The organism is Streptomyces sp. NPDC006463, from assembly GCF_042870715.1.
In the GTDB taxonomy this organism is placed as follows: domain Bacteria; phylum Actinomycetota; class Actinomycetes; order Streptomycetales; family Streptomycetaceae; genus Streptomyces.
On record NZ_JBIAHP010000015.1, the window covers coordinates 39,051 to 60,576 of the forward strand.

Consider the following 21,526-nt stretch of genomic DNA (forward strand, 5'->3'; position numbering starts at 1 on the left):
GCCGCCACCCGTTACGTCGTCAGGCGGGCCAGCGCCTCGGTGAGGGGGAGCTCCTCGCGGGTGCCCGAGGCGCGGTGCTGGAGTTCGACCACCGACTCGGCCGAGCGGCGGCCCGCGACCAGGATCCACGGGACGCCGATCAGCTCGGCGTCCGTGAGCTTCACGCCCGGGGACAGGCCGGGGCGGTCGTCCAGCAGGACACGCAGACCCGAGGACGCGAGCGCCGACGCCGCCTGCTCCGCCAGTGCCAGCGGCACGGCCTTGCCCGCCGCCACCACGTGGACGTCCGCCGGGGCCACCGCCGCCGGCCAGTTCAGTCCGCGCGCGTCCGCCGTCTGCTCGGCGAGCGCGGCCACCGCGCGCGAGACCCCGATGCCGTACGAGCCCATCGTGACCCGCACCGGCTTGCCCTCGCGGCCGAGCACGTCCAGCCCGAACGCGTCGGCGTACTTGCGGCCCAGCTGGAAGATGTGCCCGATCTCGATCGCCCGGTCGAGCCGCAGGCCCGCCCCGCAGGACGGGCAGGGGTCGCCCGGCTCCACGACGACCACGTCCAGGTACTGGTCCACCTCGAAGTCCCGGCCGCAGACCACGTTGCGGGCGTGGGTGTCCACCCGGTTGGCGCCGGTGATCCAGGCCGTGCCCGGCGCCACGCGGGGGTCGGCCAGGTAGCGGACCTTCTCCAGGCCCTGCGGCCCCACGTAGCCGCGTACGAGGTCGGGCCGGCCCTCGAAGTCCTCGGCCGTGACGAGCTCGACGACCGCCGGCGCCAGGTGTTCGCCGAGCTTGCCGAGGTCCACCTCGCGGTCTCCGGGCACGCCGACCGCCACGATCTCGCCGTCGACCTTCACGAGGAGGTTCTTCAGGGTCGCCGAGGCGGGCACTCCCAGCTGCGCGGCCAGGGTCTCGATGGTCGGGGTGTCCGGGGTGTCGACCTCCTCCGGCGCCGGGTGCTGCGCGGACACCGGGGCGAGGGCGAACGTCACGGCCTCCGTGTTGGCGGCGTAGTCGCAGGACGGGCAGTCCACGAAGGTGTCCTCGCCGGCCTCCGCCGGGGCCAGGAACTCCTCGGACGCCGAGCCGCCCATCGCCCCCGACACCGCCGACACGATGCGGTGGTCCAGGCCGAGACGCTCGAAGATGCGGACGTAGGCCTCGCGGTGGAGGCGGTACGACTCTTCCAGCCCCTCGTCGGACACGTCGAAGGAGTACGAGTCCTTCATCTGGAACTCGCGCCCGCGCAGCACGCCCGACCGGGGCCGCGCCTCGTCGCGGTACTTGGTCTGGATCTGGTACAGCATGACCGGCAGGTCCTTGTACGAGGTGCACTGGTCCTTCACCACCAGTGTGAAGATCTCCTCGTGGGTCGGGCCGAGCAGGTAGTCCGCGCCCTTGCGGTCCTTGAGCCGGAACAGCAGGTCCCCGTACTCCGACCAGCGTCCGCTGACCTCGTACGGCTCCTTCGGCAGCAGCGCCGGGAGCAGCACCTCCTGGGCCCCGATCGCGTCCATCTCCTCGCGGACGATGCGCGAGACGTTGTCCAGGACCCGCTTGCCGAGCGGCAGCCACGTCCACACCCCGGCCGAGCTGCGCCGGACGTATCCGGCGCGGACGAGCATCCGGTGGCTGAGGGTCTCGGCGTCGGCCGGGTCCTCGCGGAGGGTCTTGGCCATGAGGCGGGACATGCGCTGCACGTGTTGCGTAGACATGCCCGGAGGTTACCGGCGGCCGCGCGGGCGGCGGAAACCGTTTCTCAGGGCCGCAGCAGGGGCAGCGGGGCTCCCATGACGGCGTACGGGAGGCTCGCGCTCGGGAAATGGACCTGGCGGGCGAGGTCCTTGTAGCCGAGGGCCCGGTAGAGCCCGCGGGCGGGGCTGTCGGTGTCGATGGCGGAGAGGATCGAGCGCGGTTCGGCGGCGCTGTCGGTGATGTCGGTGATCAGCGCGCGGCCGACGCCGTGGCCCTGGAATCCGGGGTGGACGTGCAGCTCGGTGATCACGAAGGAGTCGTCGAGCCAGTCGTCGTGGCCGCCGGCCCGGAGGTAGGGCTCGACGATCGTGGACCACCAGTGCGTCCGGTCGTTCGGCATCCCGTAGACGAAGCCGAGGAGCGCGCCGTCCTCGGCGAAGGCCCCGAGGGCGCGGGCGCCCTTGCAGGTCATGTGGCGCTGGACGATGTAGCGCCGGATGCCGACCTCGTCCTCGCTGAGGCCGAAGGCGACGGCCTGCACGCGCAGGGCCTCGTCCACGCGGGCGGCGAGGTCGAGGGGGCCGATGCGGAGTCCGGAAGGCAGCATGCGGCGACCTTACTGCGCGGTAGGGGGGTGCCGGTATGCCGTCGGCAAGGTCTCCTGCGGATTCAGAACAGCACGCTCATGAAGGCGCCGACCTCGCGGAAGCCGACCCGCCGGTACGAGGCCCGCGCGGCGGTGTTGAAGTCGTTCACGTAGAGGCTGACCACGGGCGCGACGTCCCGCAGCGCGTAGGCGACGACGGCGGCCATCCCGGTCTCGGAGTGGCCGCGGCCGCGGAACTCGGGGTCCACCCACACGCCCTGGATCTGGCAGGCTCGGGAGGTGGCGGCGCCGATCTCCGCCTTGAAGACGATCCGGCCGTCCTGGACGCGGGCGAACGAGCGGCCGCTGCCGACGAGTTCGGCGACCCTGGCCTGGTAGAGCAGCCCGCCGTCGCCGGCCATCGGCGAGATGCCGACCTCCTCGGTGAACATGGCCACGCAGGCGGGCATGATCAGGTCCATCTCGTCCTTGCGGATCCGGCGGACCAGCGGATCGGCCTCGACCGTGACGGACGGGCCCTCCATGACCATGAGGGGCTGGTGGGAGCGCACGTCGCGGGCCGGTCCCCAGCTGGGCTCCAGGAGCTGCCACAGCAGCCGGGTGGCCTCGGCGGGGCCGACGATGGAGGAGCAGCGGCGGCCGGTGCGGCGGGCGCGGTCGGCGAAGGCGCGTACGGCGTCGGGTTCGGCGCAGACGGGGACCAGGTTGGCGCCCGCGTAGCAGAGGGAGCGCAGCTCGCCGTCGGTGTACCAGCCCCACATCTCGCCGCCCAGGCGCCAGGGGTCGAGTCCGGCGACCTGGACCCGGGAGGTGACGAAGGCGTTCTCGACCGGCTCGCGTCCGAGGACTTCGAGGGCGGCGTCGAGATCACTGGGCTCAAGGACCCGGGTGGTGGTCTGCGTCAACACTGGGGCCTCACCGTGCAAGTCTGCTGATCTCCGCACTGTACCCGGCGCGACCGGAGGATGCCCGGTCCCCCAGGTCACGAAAAAGCCCCGGCCCCGGCCCGCGAGCTGCGGGAACGGGGCCGGGGGCGGATGTTCGCAGGCGTCAGACGCCGATGGCGACCGTCGGCTCGCCCGACATCACGCCGTCCTTCTCCATCTGCTCGGCGATCTTCATGGCCTCTTCGATGAGGGTCTCCACGATCTTCGACTCGGGGACCGTCTTGATGACCTCGCCCTTCACGAAGATCTGGCCCTTGCCGTTGCCGGAGGCGACGCCGAGGTCGGCCTCGCGGGCCTCGCCGGGGCCGTTGACGACGCAGCCCATGACCGCGACGCGCAGCGGGACCTCCATGCCCTCCAGGCCCGCCGTGACCTCCTCGGCCAGCTTGTAGACGTCCACCTGGGCCCGGCCGCAGGACGGGCAGGAGACGATCTCCAGGCGGCGCGGCTTGAGGTTCAGCGACTCCAGGATCTGGTTGCCGACCTTGACCTCCTCGACCGGCGGCGCGGAGAGGGAGACGCGGATGGTGTCGCCGATGCCCTCGGAGAGCAGCGCGCCGAAGGCGACGGCGGACTTGATGGTGCCCTGGAAGGCGGGGCCGGCCTCGGTGACTCCGAGGTGCAGCGGGTAGTCGCAGGCGGCGGCCAGCTGGCGGTAGGCGTTGACCATGACGACCGGGTCGTTGTGCTTGACCGAGATCTTGATGTCGCCGAAGCCGTGCTCCTCGAAGAGGGAGGCCTCCCACAGCGCGGACTCGACCAGCGCCTCGGGGGTGGCCTTGCCGTACTTCTTCAGCAGCCGGGCGTCGAGGGAGCCCGCGTTGACGCCGATCCGGATCGGGGTGCCCGCGGCCTTGGCGGCGTGCGCGATCTCCTTGACCTTGTCGTCGAACTGCTTGATGTTGCCCGGGTTCACGCGGACGGCGGCGCAGCCGGCGTCGATCGCGGCGAACACGTACTTGGGCTGGAAGTGGATGTCGGCGATGACCGGGATCTGCGACTTCTTCGCGATGACGGCGAGGGCGTCGGCGTCGTCCTGGGTCGGGCAGGCCACGCGGACGATGTTGCATCCGGAAGCGGTCAGCTCGGCGATCTGCTGGAGCGTGGCGCCGACGTCGGAAGTGCGGGTCGTGGTCATCGACTGCACCGAGATGGGTGCGTCGCCGCCGACGGCGACCGACCCGACGTGGATCTTGCGGCTGACCCTGCGGTCGGCAAGCTTCGTCGGCACGGCCGGCATTCCGAGAGAGATGGCAGTCATCTGCTGTACAACCCCAAGGTGTGGATCAAGGTGCCGAGATCGGCGGGCTCCAGGTTTCGAGATTACGCCAAGCAGCACGCGGCCCACGCATCCCGGGGGGCGAGCCACCCGAACGTAGGGAGCCGGGCACGATCCGTGCCCGGCGCCCGTCGTCGTGGGGTGGTCCCGGCGGCGCTAGGTGATCTTGATGGGGTTCACCACGTCCGCCACCATCACGAGCAGCGTGAAGCAGATGAAGATCCCGGCCACCACGTAGGCGACGGGCATCAGCTTCGCGACGTCGAAGGGGCCGGGGTCGGCACGGCGGAAGATCTTCGCCACGGTGCGGCGGACGGACTCCCACAGGGCGCCCGCGATGTGGCCGCCGTCGAGCGGGAGCAGCGGGAGCATGTTGAACAGGAACAGCGAGAGGTTGAAGCCGGCCAGCAGGTTGAGGAAGAAGACCAGCTGGTACTGGGCGGGGATGTCCAGGTTGAAGATCTGGCTGCTGACCCGCGCCGCGCCGACGACGCCCATGGGGCTGTCCTGCTTGCGCTCGGCGCCGTTGAAGGCGGCGTTCCACAGGTCCGGGACCTTGCCGGGCAGGTCGACGAGGGACTGGACGCCGGCCTCCATCATCTCGCCCATGCGGTCGACGGACTGGCCGAAGCTCAGTGGCACGTAGCCCGTGGCGGGGGCGAAGCCGAGGAAGCCTGCGGTGACGTACTGGTCCTTGACGTACCGGCCGTCGCCGTCGGTCTTGGCGACCTTGTTCTCGATCAGGTTGGCGTGCAGGTCAAGGCGCTTGCCGGCCCGCTCGACGGTGATCGTGGCGGGGCCGACGGTGGCGCGGATGTCCTTCTGGAGGGCGGACCAGTCCTTCACCGGGCGCCCGTTGAAGGCGACGATCTTGTCCTTCTGCTCCAGGCCGGCGGCCTTGGCCGGGGCGGCCGGGTCGCCGGGGGCGCACTTGTCGCGCTTCTCGCTCTGCTGGATGACGCAGTCGGAGACCGAGCTGACCACGGTGGTCTGGGTGTTCAGCCCGAAGGTCATCAAGGTGGTCAGGAAGATCGCCACGGCCAGGACCAGGTTCATGAACGGTCCGGCGAACATCACGATGACGCGCTTCCACGGCCTGCGCGTGTAGAAGAGCCGGCTCTCGTCGCCGGGCTGGAGCTCCTCGTAAGCGGCTGAGCGCGCGTCCTCGATCATCGACCGGAACGGGGAGGTGGAGCGGGCGGTGACCTTGCCGTCCTCGCCGGGCGGGAACATCCCGATCATGCGGATGTAGCCGCCCATCGGGATGGCCTTGATCCCGTACTCGGTCTCGCCCCTCTTCCGCGACCAGATGGTCGGGCCGAAGCCGACCATGTACTGCGGCACCCGGATGCCGAAGAGCTTGGCCGTGGAGAGGTGTCCGAGCTCGTGCCAGGCGATGGAGACCAGCAGGCCGACCGCGAAGAGCACGACCCCGAGCACCGTCATCAGAACTGTCATGCGCCCGCCTCCACGGCGGCCCGAGCCGCCATCTCCCGCGCCCGGGCCCTGGCCCAGGCCTCTGCTTCGAGGACGTCCTGGACCGTCAGGGTAGTTCCCGACTCCGGCGTCCCGTGCTCATCGACCACGGCAGAGACGGTATCCATGATTGCTGTGAACGGCAGCCGACCGGCCAGGAACGCCTCGACGCACTCCTCGTTGGCCGCGTTGAACACGGCCGGGGCCGTGCCACCGAGCGTGCCCACGTGCCGGGCCAGGCCCACCGAGGGGAAGGCCTCGGTGTCCAGCGGGAAGAACTCCCAGGTGGACGCCTTGGTCCAGTCGAAGGCCGGGGCCGCGTCCGGGACCCGCTGGGGCCAGCCGAGGCCGATCGCGATGGGGCCGCGCATGTCGGGCGGGGTGGCCTGGGCGAGCGTGGAGCCGTCCGTGAACTCCACCATCGAGTGCACGTAGGACTGCGGATGGACGACGACCTCGATCTGCTCGAAGGGGATGTCGTAGAGCAGGTGCGCCTCGATGACCTCCAGCCCCTTGTTGACGAGGGTGGCGCTGTTCACCGTGATCACCGGGCCCATGGCCCAGGTGGGGTGCGCGAGCGCGTCCTTGACCGTGACCGCCGCCAGCTCCTCGCGGGTGCGGCCGCGGAAGGGCCCGCCGGAGGCGGTGACCACGAGCTTGCGCACGTCGGCCCGGGTGCCCGCGGCGAGCGCCTGGAACAGCGCCGCGTGCTCGGAGTCCACCGGGATGATCTGGCCCGGCTTCGCCAGGGCCTTGACCAGCGGGCCGCCGACGATCAGCGACTCCTTGTTGGCCAGGGCCAGGGTCCGGCCCGCCCGCAGGGCGGCGAGGGTGGGCGCGAGGCCGATGGAACCCGTGATGCCGTTGAGGACGGTGTGGCACTCGGAGGCGGCGAGCTCGGCCGCCGCGTCGGGCCCGGCCAGGATCTCGGGCAGCGGCTCGGTGGCGCCGTACTGGGCGCTCAGCGCCTCTTTCAGGGCCGGTACGACGTCCTCGCGGGCGACGGCCACCGTCTGGACCCGCAGCAGCCGGGCCTGCTCGGCCAGCAGCCCGACGCGCCCGCCGGCGGCGGACAGCGCGGTCACCCGGAACCGGTCCGGGTTGCGCAGGGCGAGGTCGATGGCCTGGGTGCCGATGGACCCGGTGGAGCCGAGGATGACGATGTCCCGGGGGCCGGCCGCGGGGTCGAAGAGGAGGTGCGGATCGGCGAGGGGGGCTGGGCGGTCGCTCATGCCCCCATTGTTGCCGCAAGTCAGGAGCGGCCCGACACGGAGCCCCCTTCCGTGACCCGCAGGAGAAGGTGCGGGAGCGTTCCGGCGAAGTCCGGGAGGGTGACGGCGACGCGCCACCAGGCGTCCGGATCGGCGCCGATGGACACGGCGAACAGCCGGTCGGCCTCGGCCCGCGCGGCGAGCACCGGCTCGGCCCAGTCGTGGCGGTCGGGGTGGTGCACGTCCCCCAGCCAGTGGTCCTCGTCCAGGGCCCAGCAGGCGGGCGCCTTGTGCCGGATCACGTCCTCGCCGGTCAGCAGCCCGCGGGCCAGGCAGTCCCGCACCCACCGGATGTCCTCCTCGACGGAGTCCACGGGCACCGCGAGGCTCGCCAGTGCCAGCTCGCGGTCCACGCCCCCGATGGGCTCGGCGGCCTTCGGGGTCAGGGAGGCCACGGCCGCGGGGAGTCCGTCGACGGCCTGCGGGCCGGCCGGCTCGGCCAGGGTGCCGCGGACGATCCGGGCCACGAGGACCGGCAGGGTGCCGCGGAAACCGTGGGCGTGCCGCAGCAGCTCCGCCCACAGCCGGGGATCGTCGCGCAGCGGGCGCAGCGCCCGGGCGACGGCCGTGCGCATCCCCGTCCATTCGGGCAGGGACCAGCGCAGGCCGGCGGTCTCGGGGAGGTGCGCGAGCAGCAGGGTCCGGTGGGCGGGCGCCACGTGGGCGACGAGCTCGTCGAAGGTGAGCAGCCCCATGCGGACGGCGCGTACGGCGGGCCGGTGCCACTGGCGCCGTGACGTGTCCTGCGGGCCGGTGTCCAGCAGCGCCTGGCAGGTCTCCCGGGGCAGTCCGCCGGCCAGCAGCAGGGCCTCGACGGCGCCGGGCGGCAGCGGGGCCCGGACGTGCTCGGCGAGCAGCGTCTGCGGGTCGAGGGGGTCGTGCGGCATCCGCAGCAAGGTGAGCGGGATCCGGGGCCGGCGGCCGTGGCGGCGCAGCAGCGCGATCAGCTCGCCGGGGGCGAAGGGCCCGGGTCCGACCTGCCCCAGCAGCTCCGGCGAGGGCCCCGGCCGGGCCGCGTACCGCGCCGGCCCGGGCAGGCCGGGCAGCGGCCGTCCGACGACGTGGGGGTTGCGGGCGACGAATTGTCGGTCCGCCTCGCCGCCGTGGCGCAGCAGCAGGGTGACGGTCGAGGCCGACAGCCACTCGTCGCGGCACAGGTATTTGCGGGTCGGCGCGTCGAGCCGGCCGATCAGGTCGACGACGACGTGGTCCGGTGCGTGGCGCAGGAGGTGCGCCACGCACCAGGCCAGCCGTCGGCTGTTGCGGTCTTCCGCCGTCGGCATCGCTGGATCCGCCTTGCCGTGCTCGTACGCGTACTGGTACTCGTACTCATCCTCGTACGTCTGTCCGACGTTCGGTGATGATCGCAGGTCAGCGGATGGGACGGTGCACGTTTTCCCGAGTGGAGGGGCCGGGGGCGGCGTCCGCGATCCAGGGGCCGTCACCGGAGGGGTCGAGGACGCCTTCCTCCAGCCAGGTGTAGGTGCCGGTCAGGACGCCCTCGACGACCTTGCGGTCGATCTCGTCGGTGTTGGACCAGAGCCGGCCGAAGAGCTCCTCGACGCGGATCCGGGACTGCCGGCAGAAGACGTCGGCGAGCTGGTAGGCCTCGCGGCCGTGTTCCCCTTCGGCGCGCAGGTACTCGGCGCGGACGCAGGCCGCGCTCATCGCGAAGAGCTCGGCGCCGATGTCGACGATCCGGCCGAGGAAGCCCTGCTTGGTCTCCATCCGGCCCTGCCATCGCGACATCGCGTAGAAGGTCGAGCGGGCGAGTTTGCGGGCGCAGCGCTCCACATAGCGCAGGTGGGTGGCGAGGTCGGGGTGGCCGCTCGGGTGGAAGGCCCGGTAGGTGCCGGGGACCTGGCCGGCGCCGGCGGCCAGCTGGGGCAGCCAGCGGGCGTAGAACCCGGCGGCGCGGGCGCCCGCCTTCGCCTTGTCGCCGAGTGCCTTGTCCGGGTCGATGAGGTCGCCCGCGACCGACAGGTGGGCGTCGACGGCCTCCCGGGCGATCAGCAGGTGCATGATCTCGGTGGAGCCCTCGAAGATCCGGTTGATGCGCACGTCGCGCAGCATCTGCTCGGCGGGGACGGCGCGCTCGCCGCGGGCTGCCAGGGACTCGGCCGTCTCGAAGCCGCGGCCGCCGCGGATCTGGACCAGCTCGTCGGCCATCAGGCAGGCCATCTCGGAGCCGTAGAGCTTGGCGAGGGCCGCCTCGATGCGGATGTCGTTGCGGTCCTCGTCGGCCATCTGGGAGGCCAGGTCGACCATCGCTTCGAGGGCGAAGGTGGTGGCGGCGATGAAGGAGATCTTGCCGCCCACGGCCTCGTGCCGCGCGACGGGACGGCCCCACTGCTCGCGTACGCCGGACCACTCGCGGGCGATCTTCAGGCACCACTTCCCGGCACCGACGCACATGGCGGGCAGCGACAGCCGGCCGGTGTTGAGGGTGGTGAGCGCGATCTTGAGGCCGGCTCCCTCGGCGCCGATGCGCTGCGCCGCCGGCACCCTGACCTGGTGGAAGCGGGTGACGCCGTTCTCCAGGCCGCGCAGCCCCATGAAGGCGTTGCGGTGCTCGACGGTGATCCCCGGGGAATCGGCCTCCACGACGAAGGCGGTGATCCCGCCGCGGTGGTTCTCGCTCTTGGGGACGCGGGCCATGACGACGAGGAGGTCGGCCACGACCCCGTTGGTGGTCCACAGCTTCACGCCGTCGAGGAGGTACGCGTCCTCGCCGTCCGGGACCGCCGTGGTGGCCAGGCGCGCCGGGTCGGAGCCCACGTCGGGCTCGGTGAGCAGGAAGGCGCTGATGGCGGTGGTGGCGCAGCGCGGCAGGTAGGTGTCCTTCTGCTCCTGCGTACCGAAGATCTTCAGCGGCTGGGGGACGCCGATGGACTGGTGGGCGGAGAGCAGGGCGCCGATGGCCGGGCTGGCGGAGCCGACGAGGGCGAGCGCCTTGTTGTAGTAGACCTGGGTGAGGCCGAGGCCGCCGTACTTGGGTTCGATCTTCATGCCGAGGGCGCCGAGCTCTTTCAGCCCGCGCACGGTCTCGTCGGGGATCTTCGCCTCGCGCTCGATGCGCGCACCGTCGATCTGCGTCTCGCAGAAGGCCCGCAGCCTGGCCAGGAAGGCCTCGCCGCGCCGGACGTCCTCGTCGGCGGGCAGCGGATGGGGGTGGATCAGGTCCAGCCGCAGCCGGCCGAGGAAGAGCTCCTTGGCGAAGCTGGGTTTGCGCCAGTCCTGCTCCCGGGCCGCTTCCGCGACCTGCCGTGCCTCGCGCTCGGTCACCTTGGGCTGTACGGGTTGTGTTGCGGACATGAGGGGGCTCACCTCGCCGCCGGAGTCGGGTGGTGCACCGGACCACCGGCCGGTGCTACCTGTGAGTCGTACCCCGTTCACGCCCTCGGGAAAAGGGGAACGGCCGGAGCCCCCGCACAGTGGGCTCCGGCCGTCGGCTTTTTGGCCGTACGAGATCAGATGTCGAGGCCGGTCAGGACCAGGACTCGCTCGTACGTGTAGTCATCCATCGCGTAGCGGACACCCTCACGGCCCACACCGGACTGCTTGACGCCGCCGTAGGGCATCTGGTCGGCGCGGTAGGACGGCGCGTCACCGACGACCACACCGCCGACCTCGAGCTCGCGGTGGGCGCGGAACGCGGTCTGGATGTCGCGGGTGAAGACGCCGGTCTGCAGACCGAACTTGGAGTCGTTCACCGCGGCGAAGGCCTCGTCGGTGCCCTCGACCTTCTGCAGCGTCAGCACCGGTCCGAAGACCTCCTCGGTGGCGAGCTTCACGCCGGCCGGGACGTCCGCGAGGACGGTGGGCTCGTACGAGGCACCCTCGCGCTTGCCACCGGTGAGCAGCTTGGCTCCGCCGGACACGGCCTCGTCGACCCAGGACTCGACGCGCTTGGCGGCGTCCTCGGAGACGAGGGGGCCGACGTCGGTGGCGGAGTCGGACGGGTCACCGGTGACCTGCGCCTGGACCTTCGCGACGACCTTGTCGACGAGGGCGTCGTAGACGGAGGCGTCGGCGATCACGCGCTGCACCGAGATGCAGGACTGGCCGGCCTGGTAGTTCGAGAAGGTCGCGATACGGGTCGCGGCCCAGTCGAGGTCGGCCTCGGAGGCCCAGTCGGCGAGGACGACGGCCGCGGCGTTGCCGCCGAGCTCCAGCGTGCAGTGCTTGTGGGGCACGGACTGCTGGATGGCGTAGCCGACGGTGTCGGAGCCGGTGAAGGAGATGACGGGGAGGCGCTCGTCCTTGACCAGGGCGGGCATCTTCTCGTTCGCGACCGGCAGGACCGACCAGGAGCCGGCCGGGAGGTCGGTCTCGGCGAGCAGCTCACCCAGGATCAGCCCGGACAGCGGCGTGGCCGGCGCGGGCTTGAGGATGATCGGCGCGCCGACGGCGATGGCCGGGGCCACCTTGTGGGCGCACAGGTTCAGCGGGAAGTTGAACGGCGCGATGCCGAGGACCGGGCCCTTGACGAAGCGGCGGGTCAGCGCCAGGCGGCCGACGCCACCGGCGTCGGTGTCGAGGCGCTGGGCCTCTCCGCCGTTGAAGCGGCGGGCCTCTTCGGCGGCGAAACGGAACACGGACACCGCACGGCCGACCTCACCGCGGGCCCACTTGACGGGCTTGCCGTTCTCGGCGGAGATCAGCTGGGCGATCTCCTCCGTGCGCTCGGCGAGCCGCTTGGACACGTGGTCCAGGGCGGCGGCGCGCACGTGGGCGGGGGTCGCGGAGAACTCCGCCGTCACGGCGTGCGCAGCGGCCACGGCCTCTTCGACCTGGGCGTCGGTGGGCACGCTGACCGTGCCGACCAGCCGGCCGTCCCACGGGGAGTGGACGTCGAAGCTGTCATCGCCGGTGGCCTGGCGGCCGGCGAGCCAGAAGGCGTGGGTGGAAGTCATGCGAATCCCGGCCCTTCGAATGTGTGCTGGGGCACCGCCCAGCGGTGGCTGGGGGCGGGTCGTTGTCCCCTCCACCGTAGGACCCGGCCGTGGATTCGGCGTTTAGCCGGGGTGTAGTACCTGCGGTCCGGGCCGCGCCGGTTTGTCACTGTCGCACCTGCGGGCCGCCTGCTGGGGCGTGACTCAGGACGGTGCCGGGGAGGCCTTCAGGGCGAGCCACAGCTCCATGCGGACGTCCGGGTCGTCCAGGGAGCGGCCGAGGATCTCCTCGACCCGCTTCATCCGGTAGCGCAGGGTGTGCCGGTGCACGCCGAGGTCGGCGGCGGCCGCGTCCCACTGGCCGTGCCGGGAGAGCCAGGCCTGCAGCGAGGCCACCAGGTCGCCGCGCCCCGTCTCGTCGTGCTCCCGCAGCGCGCGCAGCGTGCCGTCCGCGAAGGCGCGTACGGCGTCGTCGGCCAGCAGGGGCAGGACCGAGCCCGCCGCCATCTCCTCGTGCTCCACCAGCGGCCGTCCCCGCCGCCGGGCCACGGCCATGGCCTGGTCGGCCTGTTTCAGGGCCGCCGCCACGGCGCCCGGCCCGGCCGGCGCGGACAGGCCGACGACGAGTTCGTCCGGCTCCGGACCGGCGGCGTCCCGGCCGCGCCGCGCCTCCAGCGCCTCCGCGTGGTCCAGGCAAGCCTGTACGGCCGAGCCCCCGTCGGCGGCCAGGACGACGAGCCGGCCCGGCTCCGGGACCACGAGCAGCGGCTCGCCGGTGCGGGCGGCCGCCGACTCCACGGTGTCGGCCAGCAGGGCCAGACCCTCGGGCTGCGCGGTGCCCGGCAGCGCCGGCTCGGCCGCGATCAGCCGGAACGGGGCCTCCAGCAGGGCCCCGTACAGGTCCCCGGCCACCGCCCGCGCGTGCTCCGCCTCCCCCGCCAGCAGCATCCTCAGCACCGCCGCCCCCAGCCTGGACTCGGCGTCGTGCAGCGAGCGCGAGCGCTCGGTGGTGAGGGTCAGCAGCGCGACCGCGGAGTGGACCGCGTACCGCTCGGCCGTGCCCAGCGGGGCGCCGGTGCCGACGGCGAGCGCGCCGCGGGCCCGTCGGCCCGTGCCCAGGGACTGCAGCTCGACCCGGTCCTCCGAGCCGCCGACCACGGCGCTCGCCGGCGCGGGCCGCTCCCGCAGCCGCTCCACGTCCGGGGTGAGCCGGGCGGCGCGCCGCGCGGCCCAGTCAGGGGCGGCCGCGACGACCGCGCCCGAGGTGTCGTACAGCGCGGCCCAGCCGTGCACGTGCGCGGCCAGCTTCGACAGCAGCTCGGCGGGCCCGTCGGCGGCGAGCGCGGCGCGCGTCAGCTCCCGCTGCGCCTCGAAACCGGCGGTCACGGCCCGGTACTGGTCGGCCGCGAGGGCGGCGGAAACGGCCTTGCTGATGGCGAGGAACGGGGTCCGCCGCGGGACCTCCAGCAGCGGCATGTCCTCGGTGCGCGCCGCCTCGACCAGCGCCTCGGGGATCGCCTCGTAGTTCACGCCGACGGCGAAGCCGATGCCGACGACACCGGCCGCGGCGAGGCGGCGCACGTAGCGGACCATCTCCTCGGGATCCTCCGCGTCCAGCTTCATCGCGGTGATCAGGAGCAGTTCCCCGCCCTCCATGTAGGGCACCGGGTCGGCGAGCTCGCTGACGTGCGCCCAGCGCACGGGGGTGTCGAGGCGACCCTCCCCCGCCCGGACGCTGAGCTTGAGGGCCGAGTGCTGGACGAGCGAGGCGAGGGTGAGCGGCATCGGTTACCAGGGGCCTTAGCGGGAGGGGGTGGCGGAAGGGGAGCGGCAGAATGGCAGCAGGAGGGGCCGCGTCCGCTTTTCGCCGTGTCGTACGAACGGCTCCCCTCGATTCTGCCACCTCGTACGGGTCTGTTCAGGCGGTTCAGCCGTTCAGGCCGTTCCTGCCAGCCGCACCAGCAGGGGAGCCGCCCGCTCCCCCCGGACCGACGTCAGCGACAGCACCGCGTACCCCGGCGGCACGTCGTGCGCCAGGTCCGAGGCGGACCACCGCTCCCGCTCCACCTGCCGCACGGTGACAGCGTCGGTCGTGACGGCCTTGCCGGTGACGAGCTTGCGGAAGGCGTGGATCGCCCGGGTCAGCGGCTGGTCCGCGAAGACGGTGCGGTGGGTGACGTCGCGCGTCTCCACCCATTCGGTGCCCCAGGTCTCGGCGAACCGCTTGCCGTCCCAGGTGGTGACCCCGGAGAAGGCCATCCGGCAGCCGACCGCACCGAGCAACGGGGTCCGCAGCTCCTCGGGTACGTCGTCCAGCGAGCGCAGCGTGAGCAGGACTCCGGCGTTCGCCGAGCGCAGCCGCTGCACGCCCCGGACGGTCTGCGCGGTCAGGGTGTGCGAGGCGTCGTCGAAGGCGAGGAAGGCGAAGAGGGAGCGGTCGGTGCGGGCGGCCGCGGCGGCGTTGAACTGCGCGAGCAACAGCCGGGCCAGCATCCGCGAGGCGTCGGCGTGCCCTCGCTCGGGCAGGTCGACGCGGACCCGGATCGGGTGTTCGAGGGTGCGCAGCGAGAACGGCCGGCCCTGGCCGGTGGTGTCGAAGAACCCGGCGAAGGCGGGCCGGTCGAGCAGGGCCACGCGGTCGGCGAGGGCCGGTCCGGGGTCCGCGGCGGCCCCGTGCTGCCGTTCCCGGGCGTCGAGCTCGCGCAGCATCGTGTGCTGGCCGGCGTCGGCAAGGTCCCGGCGCAGCTCGCCGAAGGCGTCCGGCCCCTGGTCGAGCAGCTCGCGCAGCTCGGGCACGGCGGGGAAGCGCCCGTACGCCGCCCGGAAGGGCCCCAGCAACTGGGCCAGGGCGGTCGCGGCCCGCCGCACCTCGATCCCCGGTACGTCCGCGACGAAGGCCTCGGCGAGCAGGGTGGCGGCCTCGTCGGGGTCCGTGGCGCCGCCGTAGAGGTCGAGGTCGTAGACGGAGTCGGGGTCGCCGACGCGGACCACGACGTCGTACGCGGTGTCCGGCCCGAGCCGGGCCCCGGCCGCGCCGACGGCGACGACGGCGGCCTGGCCGGCGAGCGCCTGCAGCGCGAGGGACTCGACGACGGGCCGCACCAGCCGGCCGGTCTTGCCGGATCCCGAGGGCCCGACGGCGAGCAGCGAGGTCCCGAGGACCTCGGGGTCGAGCGCGAGCGAGGTACCGCGGCGGGGGTACGGGTTGCGCGGGCCGTCCTCGACGGTGCCGAGCAGCACCTGCCGGGCCAGCAGGTCGTGCCGGGCGGCGCGCACGGGCAGGTCCCGCTCCCCGGACGGGTGTACGCAGGCCCCGGCGCCCTTGTCGCGCACGGCCTCGGCGAACGCCTTCAGCCGGGACGGGTCCGCGCACACGGACTCCCACGCCCGTCGGATCCGTGCGTAGTCCACGTCGTTCATCCGCCCGGCCCCGGCCTCCCCTTCGAGCCGTTCGGCCGCGTCCTCCAGCCCGGCACCCCGCAACTGCGGCCAGCGCGCGGGGTCGTCGGCGCCCCCCGCCTCGGGACGGACCGGGGCGGGGCCCTGCAGGGCGTGCACGGCGCGGACGGCGCGGACGGCGCGGCTGGCGAGCAGCCGGCGGCCCAGCTCGGGCCAGCGGCCGAGGCGCCCGAAGCCGATGGTCAGGGTGGCGGCGACCACGGCGTACCAGACGTACGAGGCCACGACCGACGGGAGCGTCCCCGCCCAGGAGTCGGGCGTGAACATGTAAAGGGGCCAGAGCCAGAACCCGCCGAGGTAGCCGTTCCACAGCAGGGACCACAGCAGCAGCCCGGCCAGCAGGGCGATCAGCGCACCGCTGACCAGTTGGCGGGTGGGGGTGACCTCGGGTTCCTCGGCGGCCCGCGGCACGTGCCCGTACGTCCACACGCCCGGCCCGTCGGAGGCGCGCGGGTGGCGCAGCCAGTCCGCCAGAACCGGCCCGGCCGCCGGCGCGTGGGTGGGCTTCGGCGGGAGGCCCGGCAGGGCCGGCGGGTGCGCGGGGGGGCCGGCGGGTCGCGGTACACGACCCGAACGGGTCTCCTGACCGTCGTACGTGCCCTCGGTGTCCATGAACCCCTGCCCCCTGACCGTGCCGTGCGCTGCGGCGCTCAATCTAGTGCCCGGCCCGGGCGTTGGGGCCGTACCCCGCCATGACCGGCGGGACACGTCCCGCATCCTTCCTATGGCCGTCAAGGACAAGGACACGCGGGCATCACTCCCGAACGGAGCATGCAGTACCCCCATCCCCGGGCCTAGCCTGCGGACAAAGACACAAGTGCGTCCGAAAACACCCCCAGGAGCCCTCTATGACCGCTGTCCCGCAGGAGCGCCGCATCGTCACCGCGATCCCCGGCCCCAAGTCGCAGGAGCTGCAGGCCCGCCGCCTCGAGACGGTGGCCGGCGGCGTGGGCTCCGTGCTCCCCGTCTTCACGGCCCGCGCGGGCGGCGGCATCATCGAGGACGTCGACGGCAACCGCCTGATCGACTTCGGCTCCGGCATCGCCGTGACCTCGGTCGGCGCCTCCGCCGAGGCCGTCGTGCGCCGCGCCTCCGCGCAGCTCGCGAACTTCACACACACCTGCTTCATGGTCACGCCGTACGAGGGCTACGTCGAGGTCTGCGAGGCCCTCGCCGAGCTGACCCCGGGTGACCACGCCAAGAAGTCGGCCCTGTTCAACTCCGGCGCCGAGGCCGTCGAGAACGCCGTCAAGATCGCCCGTGCGTACACCAAGCGCCAGGCCGTCGTCGTCTTCGACCACGGCTACCACGGCCGTACGAACCTCACGATGGCGCTGACCTCGAAGAACATGCCGTACAAGCAGGGCTTCGGCCCGTTCGCCCCCGAGGTCTACCGCGTCCCGGTCGCCTACGGCTACCGCTGGCCCACCGGCGCCGAGAACTGCGGCCCCGAGGCCGCCGCCCAGGCGATCGACCAGATCACCAAGCAGATCGGCGCCGACAACGTCGCCGCGATCATCATCGAGCCGGTCCTCGGCGAGGGCGGCTTCATCGAGCCGGCCAAGGGCTTCCTGCCGGCGCTCGTGAAGTTCGCCAACGACAACGGCATCGTCTTCGTCGCCGACGAGATCCAGTCCGGCTTCTGCCGCACCGGCCAGTGGTTCGCGTGCGAGGACGAGGGCATCGTCCCCGACCTGATCACCACGGCCAAGGGCATCGCGGGCGGTCTGCCGCTCGCCGCCGTGACCGGCCGCGCCGAGATCATGGACTCCGCCCACGCGGGCGGCCTGGGCGGCACCTACGGCGGCAACCCGGTGGCGTGCGCCGGTGCGCTCGGCTCCATCGAGACCATGAAGGAGCTCGACCTCAACGCCGCGGCGAAGAAGATCGAGTCCGTCATGAAGTCCCGCCTGACGGCCATGCAGGAGAAGTACGAGATCATCGGCGACATCCGCGGCCGCGGCGCCATGATCGCGATCGAGCTCGTCAAGGACCCCGCGTCCAAGACCCCGTTCCCGGAGGCGGCCGCGTCGCTCGCCAAGGCCTGCCACGCCGAGGGTCTGATGGTCCTCACCTGTGGCACCTACGGCAACGTGCTCCGCTTCCTGCCGCCGATCGTCATCGGCGAGGACCTGCTGAACGAGGGCCTGGACATCATCGAGGCCGCTTTCGCGGGCATCTGATCGAACGGCTAGAACGTCCGAACGCAGCACCGAGCCGCTACCGGCGGTAATCGTCGGGCGCTGTGAAGAACGTGTGGGGGGCCGATGGCGGGAGCGCGTTCCTGCTGTCGGTCCCCCTTTCGCTGCCGTACGGTTTCTGCAGATGAGTGAGACACCCCGCTCCCGGGAAACCGTGGGCGACACCAGTGCCGGGCTTCCCCAGCGCCGTACTGGGCATGCGTTCGCGCACACTCCTCACCGATCGGACGGCCGACCGCCCCAAACCCCCCGGGGCGTGCGGCGACCCGATCCGGGCGGCCGTCCCGGAACCATCCCCCCTGTTCCGGGACGGCCGGCCACTCTTCCCAAGGCCGCCGTCCAGGCAACGCTCTGCCTGACCGCCTTCGCCCTGATCACCTGGCAGGTCCTGGTTTCGGGGCCGCTGCTGTCCCCGGACGCGCGCCTCAGCCGCGCCCTCGTCCGCAGCGTCCCCGACGCCGTCACCGAACGGCTCTCGGACCTCGGGAACGTCCCGGTCGCCCTGCCCGTGCTCCTCCTCGCCGTGGCGTACGCCGCCCGGCGCGGCAACCGGCTCGGCGCCGCGGCCGCGGCCCTGGCCATGGCCCTGGTCCCGGCCCTGGTCGTGCCGCTGAAGGAGTGGACCGCCCGGCCCGGTCCGCTGGAGCCCTGGGCCGCCGGCTACTACCCCTCGGGCCACACCGCGACCGCGGCCGTCGCCTACCTCGGGGCGGCGCTGCTCGTCGCCCCGTACACCCGCCGGGCATGGCCGAAGGCCGCCGCACTCGTCCTGACGGGTTCGACGGCCGTGGGCCTGGTGCTGCGGGGCTGGCACTGGCCGCTGGACGTGCTGGCCAGCCTCCTCGTGTGCGCCCCGCTGCTGCTGGCGGTGCGGTGGGTCAGCCGGCCGCACCCGCGAAGTACCCGTCGAAGTTCCGGCTGAACTCCCGGCCTCCGAAGCGGTCCCAGTTCACCGACCAGGTCATCAGGCCGCGCAGGCCCGGCCAGGTGCCGTCGGTCCGGTACGCGCCGCAGTCGGCCTTCTTCGTCAGGCAGTCCAGGGCCTTGTTCACCTCGGCCGGCGGAGTGTGGCCGTTGCCCGCGTTCGTCGTGGCCGGCAGGCCGATGGCGACCTGCTCCGGGCGCAGCGGCGGGAAGACGCGGGCGGCGTCGCCGGCGACCGGGAAGCCGGTGAGCAGCATGTCGGTCATGGCGATGTGGAAGTCCGCGCCGCCCATGGAGTGGTACCGGTTGTCGAGGCCCATGATCGAGCCCGAGTTGTAGTCCTGGACGTGGAGCAGGGTGAGGTCGTCGCGCAGGGCGTGGATGACCGGGAGGTACGCGCCCGCCCGCGGGTCCTGGCCGCCCCAGGGGCCCGAGCCGTAGTACTGGTAGCCCAGCTGGACGAAGAAGGTCTCCGGGGCCATCGTCAGTACGAAGCCGGGGCCGTACCTGGACTTCAGGGTCTTCACGGCCGAGATCAGGTTGACGATTCCCGGGGTGGTGGGGGCCCGGAAGTCGGTGGCCCGGGTGGCGAGGGGGAGGGAGTGGTCCTCGAAGTCGATGTCGAGGCCGTCCAGGCCGTACTCGTCGATGATCGCGCTGACGGAGGAGACGAAGGTTCGCGGGCGGCCGTGGTCGCCAGCTGAGGCCCTTGTCAGGGCTTCCGGTCCTCCTCCGCCACCACGCGCGCGGCCGCCTCGTGCATCGCGAGCTCCAGCACCACCGGGTCGGTGAGCGTCCCCTGCCCGTCCGGGAGCACCAGCCAGCGCACGCCGCCCGTGGCCCGGCCGGGATACGGCACCACGATCCAGGTCCCGCGCCCGGCGCCGCGTACGCCCGTACCGACCCAGCGGGACGCCGTGCCCGGAGGCACGAAAAAGCCCAGCCGCGAGTCGCCGAAATCGGCGAGCACCGGGCCGGGCCGGTCGAGGAGCGGGTTCAGCACGTCGAGGGTGGTCTGCCCCAGCTCCCCGGGCAGGATCAGCACGTCCCAGCGCCGGCCGGCGGGCAGCAGGGCGACCCCGAGGGGGTTGCGCTCCCACTGCGACCGGCAGGCTTCGGGATCCGGCGCCGCCGATACCAGCCATTCCACTGCCGTCCTGGTCTCCGGAATCGCCATCGCCCGGCCTCCGTTCGTCTCGTGCTCGGTGAAGGGTTCTCACCGGGAGAGAGCGGGGCCGGGCGGGTCCATGACGCGGGTTCCGTTACTCCGGCGTGGTGAAGCGGGTCACACGCCGACGGGCGTGCGGCGCAGGCGTGCGCCTCGGCGGATCAGCTGTCGAAGCCGAGGCCGAAGCGGTCCAGCGTCCTGAGCCACAGGTTGCGGTGCCCGCCCCGGCTGTCGGCGCGGGCGAGCGACCACTTGGTGAGGGTGATCCCGGTCCACGCGAAGGGCTCGGGCGGGAAGGGCATCGGCTTGGACTTCACCATCTCCAGCCGGGTGCGCTCACTGGAGACGCCGTCGAGCAGGTCCAGCATCACGTCCGCGCCGAAGCGGGTGGCGCCCACCCCGAGCCCGGTGTAGCCGGCCGCGTAGGCCACCTTCCCGGAGTGCGCGGTGCCGAAGAAGGCCGAGAAGCGCGAGCAGGTGTCGATCGCCCCGCCCCACGCGTGGCTGAAGCGGATCCCCTCCAGCTGCGGGAAGCAGGTGAAGAAGTGCTCCGCGAGTTTGAGGTAGGTCTCGGGGCGGTGGTCGTACTCGGAGTCGAGCTTCCCCCGGTACGGGTAGATCGCGTCGTAGCCGCCCCACAGGATCCGGTGGTCCTTGGTGATCCGGAAGTAGTGGAACTGGTTCGCGCTGTCGCCCAGACCCTGCCGGTTCTTCCAGCCGATGGAGGCGAGCTGCGCCTCGTCCAGCGGCTCGGTCATCAGCGCGTAGTCGTAGACCGGCACGGTGAACGGGCGGATGCGGCGGACGAGCGAGGGGAAGATGTTGGTGCCCAGGGCGACCCGGCGCGCGAGGATCGTCCCGTACGGGGTCTGCACGGTCATCCCGGGGCCGGCCGAGGCCATCTTGAGGCCGCGGGTGTTCTCGTAGATCCGCACCCCGAGGTCGAGGCAGGCCTGCTTGAGGCCCCAGGCCAGCTTCGCCGGGTTGAGCATGGCGACGCCGTCACGGTCCCAGAGGCCCGCGAGGAAGGTCGGGGAGTCGACCTCGGCGCGCAGCGCGTCCGACTCCAGCCACTCGGAGCCGCCCGCGAGGCCGAGGCGGCGGGCCTCCTCGTGAAGTTCCCGCAGCTCTTCGACCTGGTGGGGCTCGGTGGCCACGTCGATCTCGCCGGTGCGCTCGAAGTCGCAGTCGATGCCGTAGCGGGCGACCGCCTCCTCGATGGCGTCGAGGTTGCGGGCGCCCAGCTCCTCCAGCTTGGCGAGCTCCCCCGGCCAGCGGGCCATTCCGTTGCCGAGGCCGTGGGTGAGGGAGGCGGCGCAGAAGCCGCCGTTGCGGCCGGAGGCGGCCCAGCCCGCCTCCTTGCTCTCGATCAGGACGACGTCCCGTCCGGGGTCGCGCTCCTTGGCGATCAGCGCGGTCCACAGACCGCTGTAACCGCCGCCGATGACCAGCAGGTCGCACCGCTCGTCGCTGGTCAGCGCCGGCTGCGCGGCGGGCTTGCCGGGGTCGTCCAGCCAGTACGAGACCGGCTTCGCTTCGGAAAGGGATTTCGCAACACTACGCATGGCGACTGGGGCCATGGCTTCCAACTCCCTACGGAACTGATGACG

At 72.5% G+C, this 21,526-nt stretch carries 15 protein-coding genes and 1 pseudogene; 2 read left to right on the forward strand and 14 right to left on the reverse strand.

Annotated features, from left to right (window positions below; all coding sequences use genetic code 11):
- Positions 1 to 11: 11 nt before the first annotated feature.
- From ACFYOB_RS26000 to ACFYOB_RS26050, 11 genes are all read right to left on the reverse strand, one after another.
- Positions 12 to 1,709 (reverse strand): proline--tRNA ligase, encoded by a 1,698-nt coding sequence (locus ACFYOB_RS26000; RefSeq protein ID WP_388563311.1) that lies wholly within the window; start codon positions 1,707 to 1,709, stop codon positions 12 to 14.
- A 44-nt stretch (positions 1,710 to 1,753) separates the two neighbouring features.
- On the reverse strand, positions 1,754 to 2,296 hold the full coding sequence (locus ACFYOB_RS26005) for a GNAT family N-acetyltransferase (protein ID WP_388563313.1): 543 nt from the start codon (positions 2,294 to 2,296) through the stop codon (positions 1,754 to 1,756).
- 62 nt (positions 2,297 to 2,358) lie between these two features.
- Positions 2,359 to 3,204: a GNAT family N-acetyltransferase gene (locus ACFYOB_RS26010; RefSeq protein ID WP_388563315.1), complete on the reverse strand. Its 846-nt coding sequence runs from the start codon at positions 3,202 to 3,204 to the stop codon at positions 2,359 to 2,361.
- A gap of 142 nt (positions 3,205 to 3,346) precedes the next feature.
- The gene (gene ispG, locus ACFYOB_RS26015; protein WP_388563317.1) at positions 3,347 to 4,504 is read right to left on the reverse strand and encodes a flavodoxin-dependent (E)-4-hydroxy-3-methylbut-2-enyl-diphosphate synthase; all 1,158 of its coding nucleotides are present in this window, start codon (positions 4,502 to 4,504) and stop codon (positions 3,347 to 3,349) included.
- Between the two features lie 174 nt (positions 4,505 to 4,678).
- Positions 4,679 to 5,980, reverse strand: a complete 1,302-nt coding sequence (locus tag ACFYOB_RS26020) for a M50 family metallopeptidase (protein WP_388563319.1) — start codon at positions 5,978 to 5,980, stop codon at positions 4,679 to 4,681.
- The gene (dxr, locus tag ACFYOB_RS26025) at positions 5,977 to 7,230 is read right to left on the reverse strand and encodes a 1-deoxy-D-xylulose-5-phosphate reductoisomerase (RefSeq protein WP_388563321.1); all 1,254 of its coding nucleotides are present in this window, start codon (positions 7,228 to 7,230) and stop codon (positions 5,977 to 5,979) included. The genes ACFYOB_RS26020 and dxr overlap by 4 nt, the downstream gene beginning before the upstream one ends.
- A gap of 20 nt (positions 7,231 to 7,250) precedes the next feature.
- Positions 7,251 to 8,552: a hypothetical protein gene (locus ACFYOB_RS26030; RefSeq protein WP_388563323.1), complete on the reverse strand. Its 1,302-nt coding sequence runs from the start codon at positions 8,550 to 8,552 to the stop codon at positions 7,251 to 7,253.
- Positions 8,553 to 8,640: 88 nt separating this feature from the next.
- Positions 8,641 to 10,584: an acyl-CoA dehydrogenase family protein gene (locus ACFYOB_RS26035; protein ID WP_388563325.1), complete on the reverse strand. Its 1,944-nt coding sequence runs from the start codon at positions 10,582 to 10,584 to the stop codon at positions 8,641 to 8,643.
- A gap of 155 nt (positions 10,585 to 10,739) precedes the next feature.
- Complete coding sequence (locus ACFYOB_RS26040; protein WP_388563327.1) at positions 10,740 to 12,185, reverse strand: aldehyde dehydrogenase family protein; 1,446 nt, start codon at positions 12,183 to 12,185, stop codon at positions 10,740 to 10,742.
- A 183-nt stretch (positions 12,186 to 12,368) separates the two neighbouring features.
- Positions 12,369 to 13,949: a PucR family transcriptional regulator gene (locus tag ACFYOB_RS26045; protein WP_388563329.1), complete on the reverse strand. Its 1,581-nt coding sequence runs from the start codon at positions 13,947 to 13,949 to the stop codon at positions 12,369 to 12,371.
- Between the two features lie 150 nt (positions 13,950 to 14,099).
- Positions 14,100 to 16,235 (reverse strand): ATP-binding protein, encoded by a 2,136-nt coding sequence (locus tag ACFYOB_RS26050; protein WP_388563331.1) that lies wholly within the window; start codon positions 16,233 to 16,235, stop codon positions 14,100 to 14,102.
- 236 nt (positions 16,236 to 16,471) lie between these two features.
- Between ACFYOB_RS26050 and gabT the strand changes: the two genes are divergently transcribed.
- Complete coding sequence (gabT, locus tag ACFYOB_RS26055; protein ID WP_388563333.1) at positions 16,472 to 17,806, forward strand: 4-aminobutyrate--2-oxoglutarate transaminase; 1,335 nt, start codon at positions 16,472 to 16,474, stop codon at positions 17,804 to 17,806.
- A 142-nt stretch (positions 17,807 to 17,948) separates the two neighbouring features.
- Positions 17,949 to 18,746 carry a phosphatase PAP2 family protein gene (locus tag ACFYOB_RS26060; RefSeq protein WP_388563335.1) on the forward strand — a complete coding sequence of 266 codons (798 nt, stop codon included), beginning with the start codon at positions 17,949 to 17,951 and terminating at the stop codon, positions 18,744 to 18,746.
- On the opposite strand, the pseudogene ACFYOB_RS26065 reads toward ACFYOB_RS26060, so the two are convergent.
- The 3 genes and pseudogenes from ACFYOB_RS26065 to ACFYOB_RS26075 all read right to left on the reverse strand — a co-directional run.
- Positions 18,703 to 19,560: pseudogene (locus tag ACFYOB_RS26065) on the reverse strand (chitinase); the annotation flags it as partial. The gene ACFYOB_RS26060 and the pseudogene ACFYOB_RS26065 overlap by 44 nt on opposite strands.
- Positions 19,461 to 19,925 (reverse strand): hypothetical protein, encoded by a 465-nt coding sequence (locus tag ACFYOB_RS26070; RefSeq protein ID WP_388563338.1) that lies wholly within the window; start codon positions 19,923 to 19,925, stop codon positions 19,461 to 19,463. The pseudogene ACFYOB_RS26065 and the gene ACFYOB_RS26070, both read right to left, overlap by 100 nt.
- Before the next feature lie 152 nt (positions 19,926 to 20,077).
- Positions 20,078 to 21,496: an NAD(P)/FAD-dependent oxidoreductase gene (locus ACFYOB_RS26075; RefSeq protein ID WP_388563340.1), complete on the reverse strand. Its 1,419-nt coding sequence runs from the start codon at positions 21,494 to 21,496 to the stop codon at positions 20,078 to 20,080.
- Positions 21,497 to 21,526: the final 30 nt, after the last annotated feature.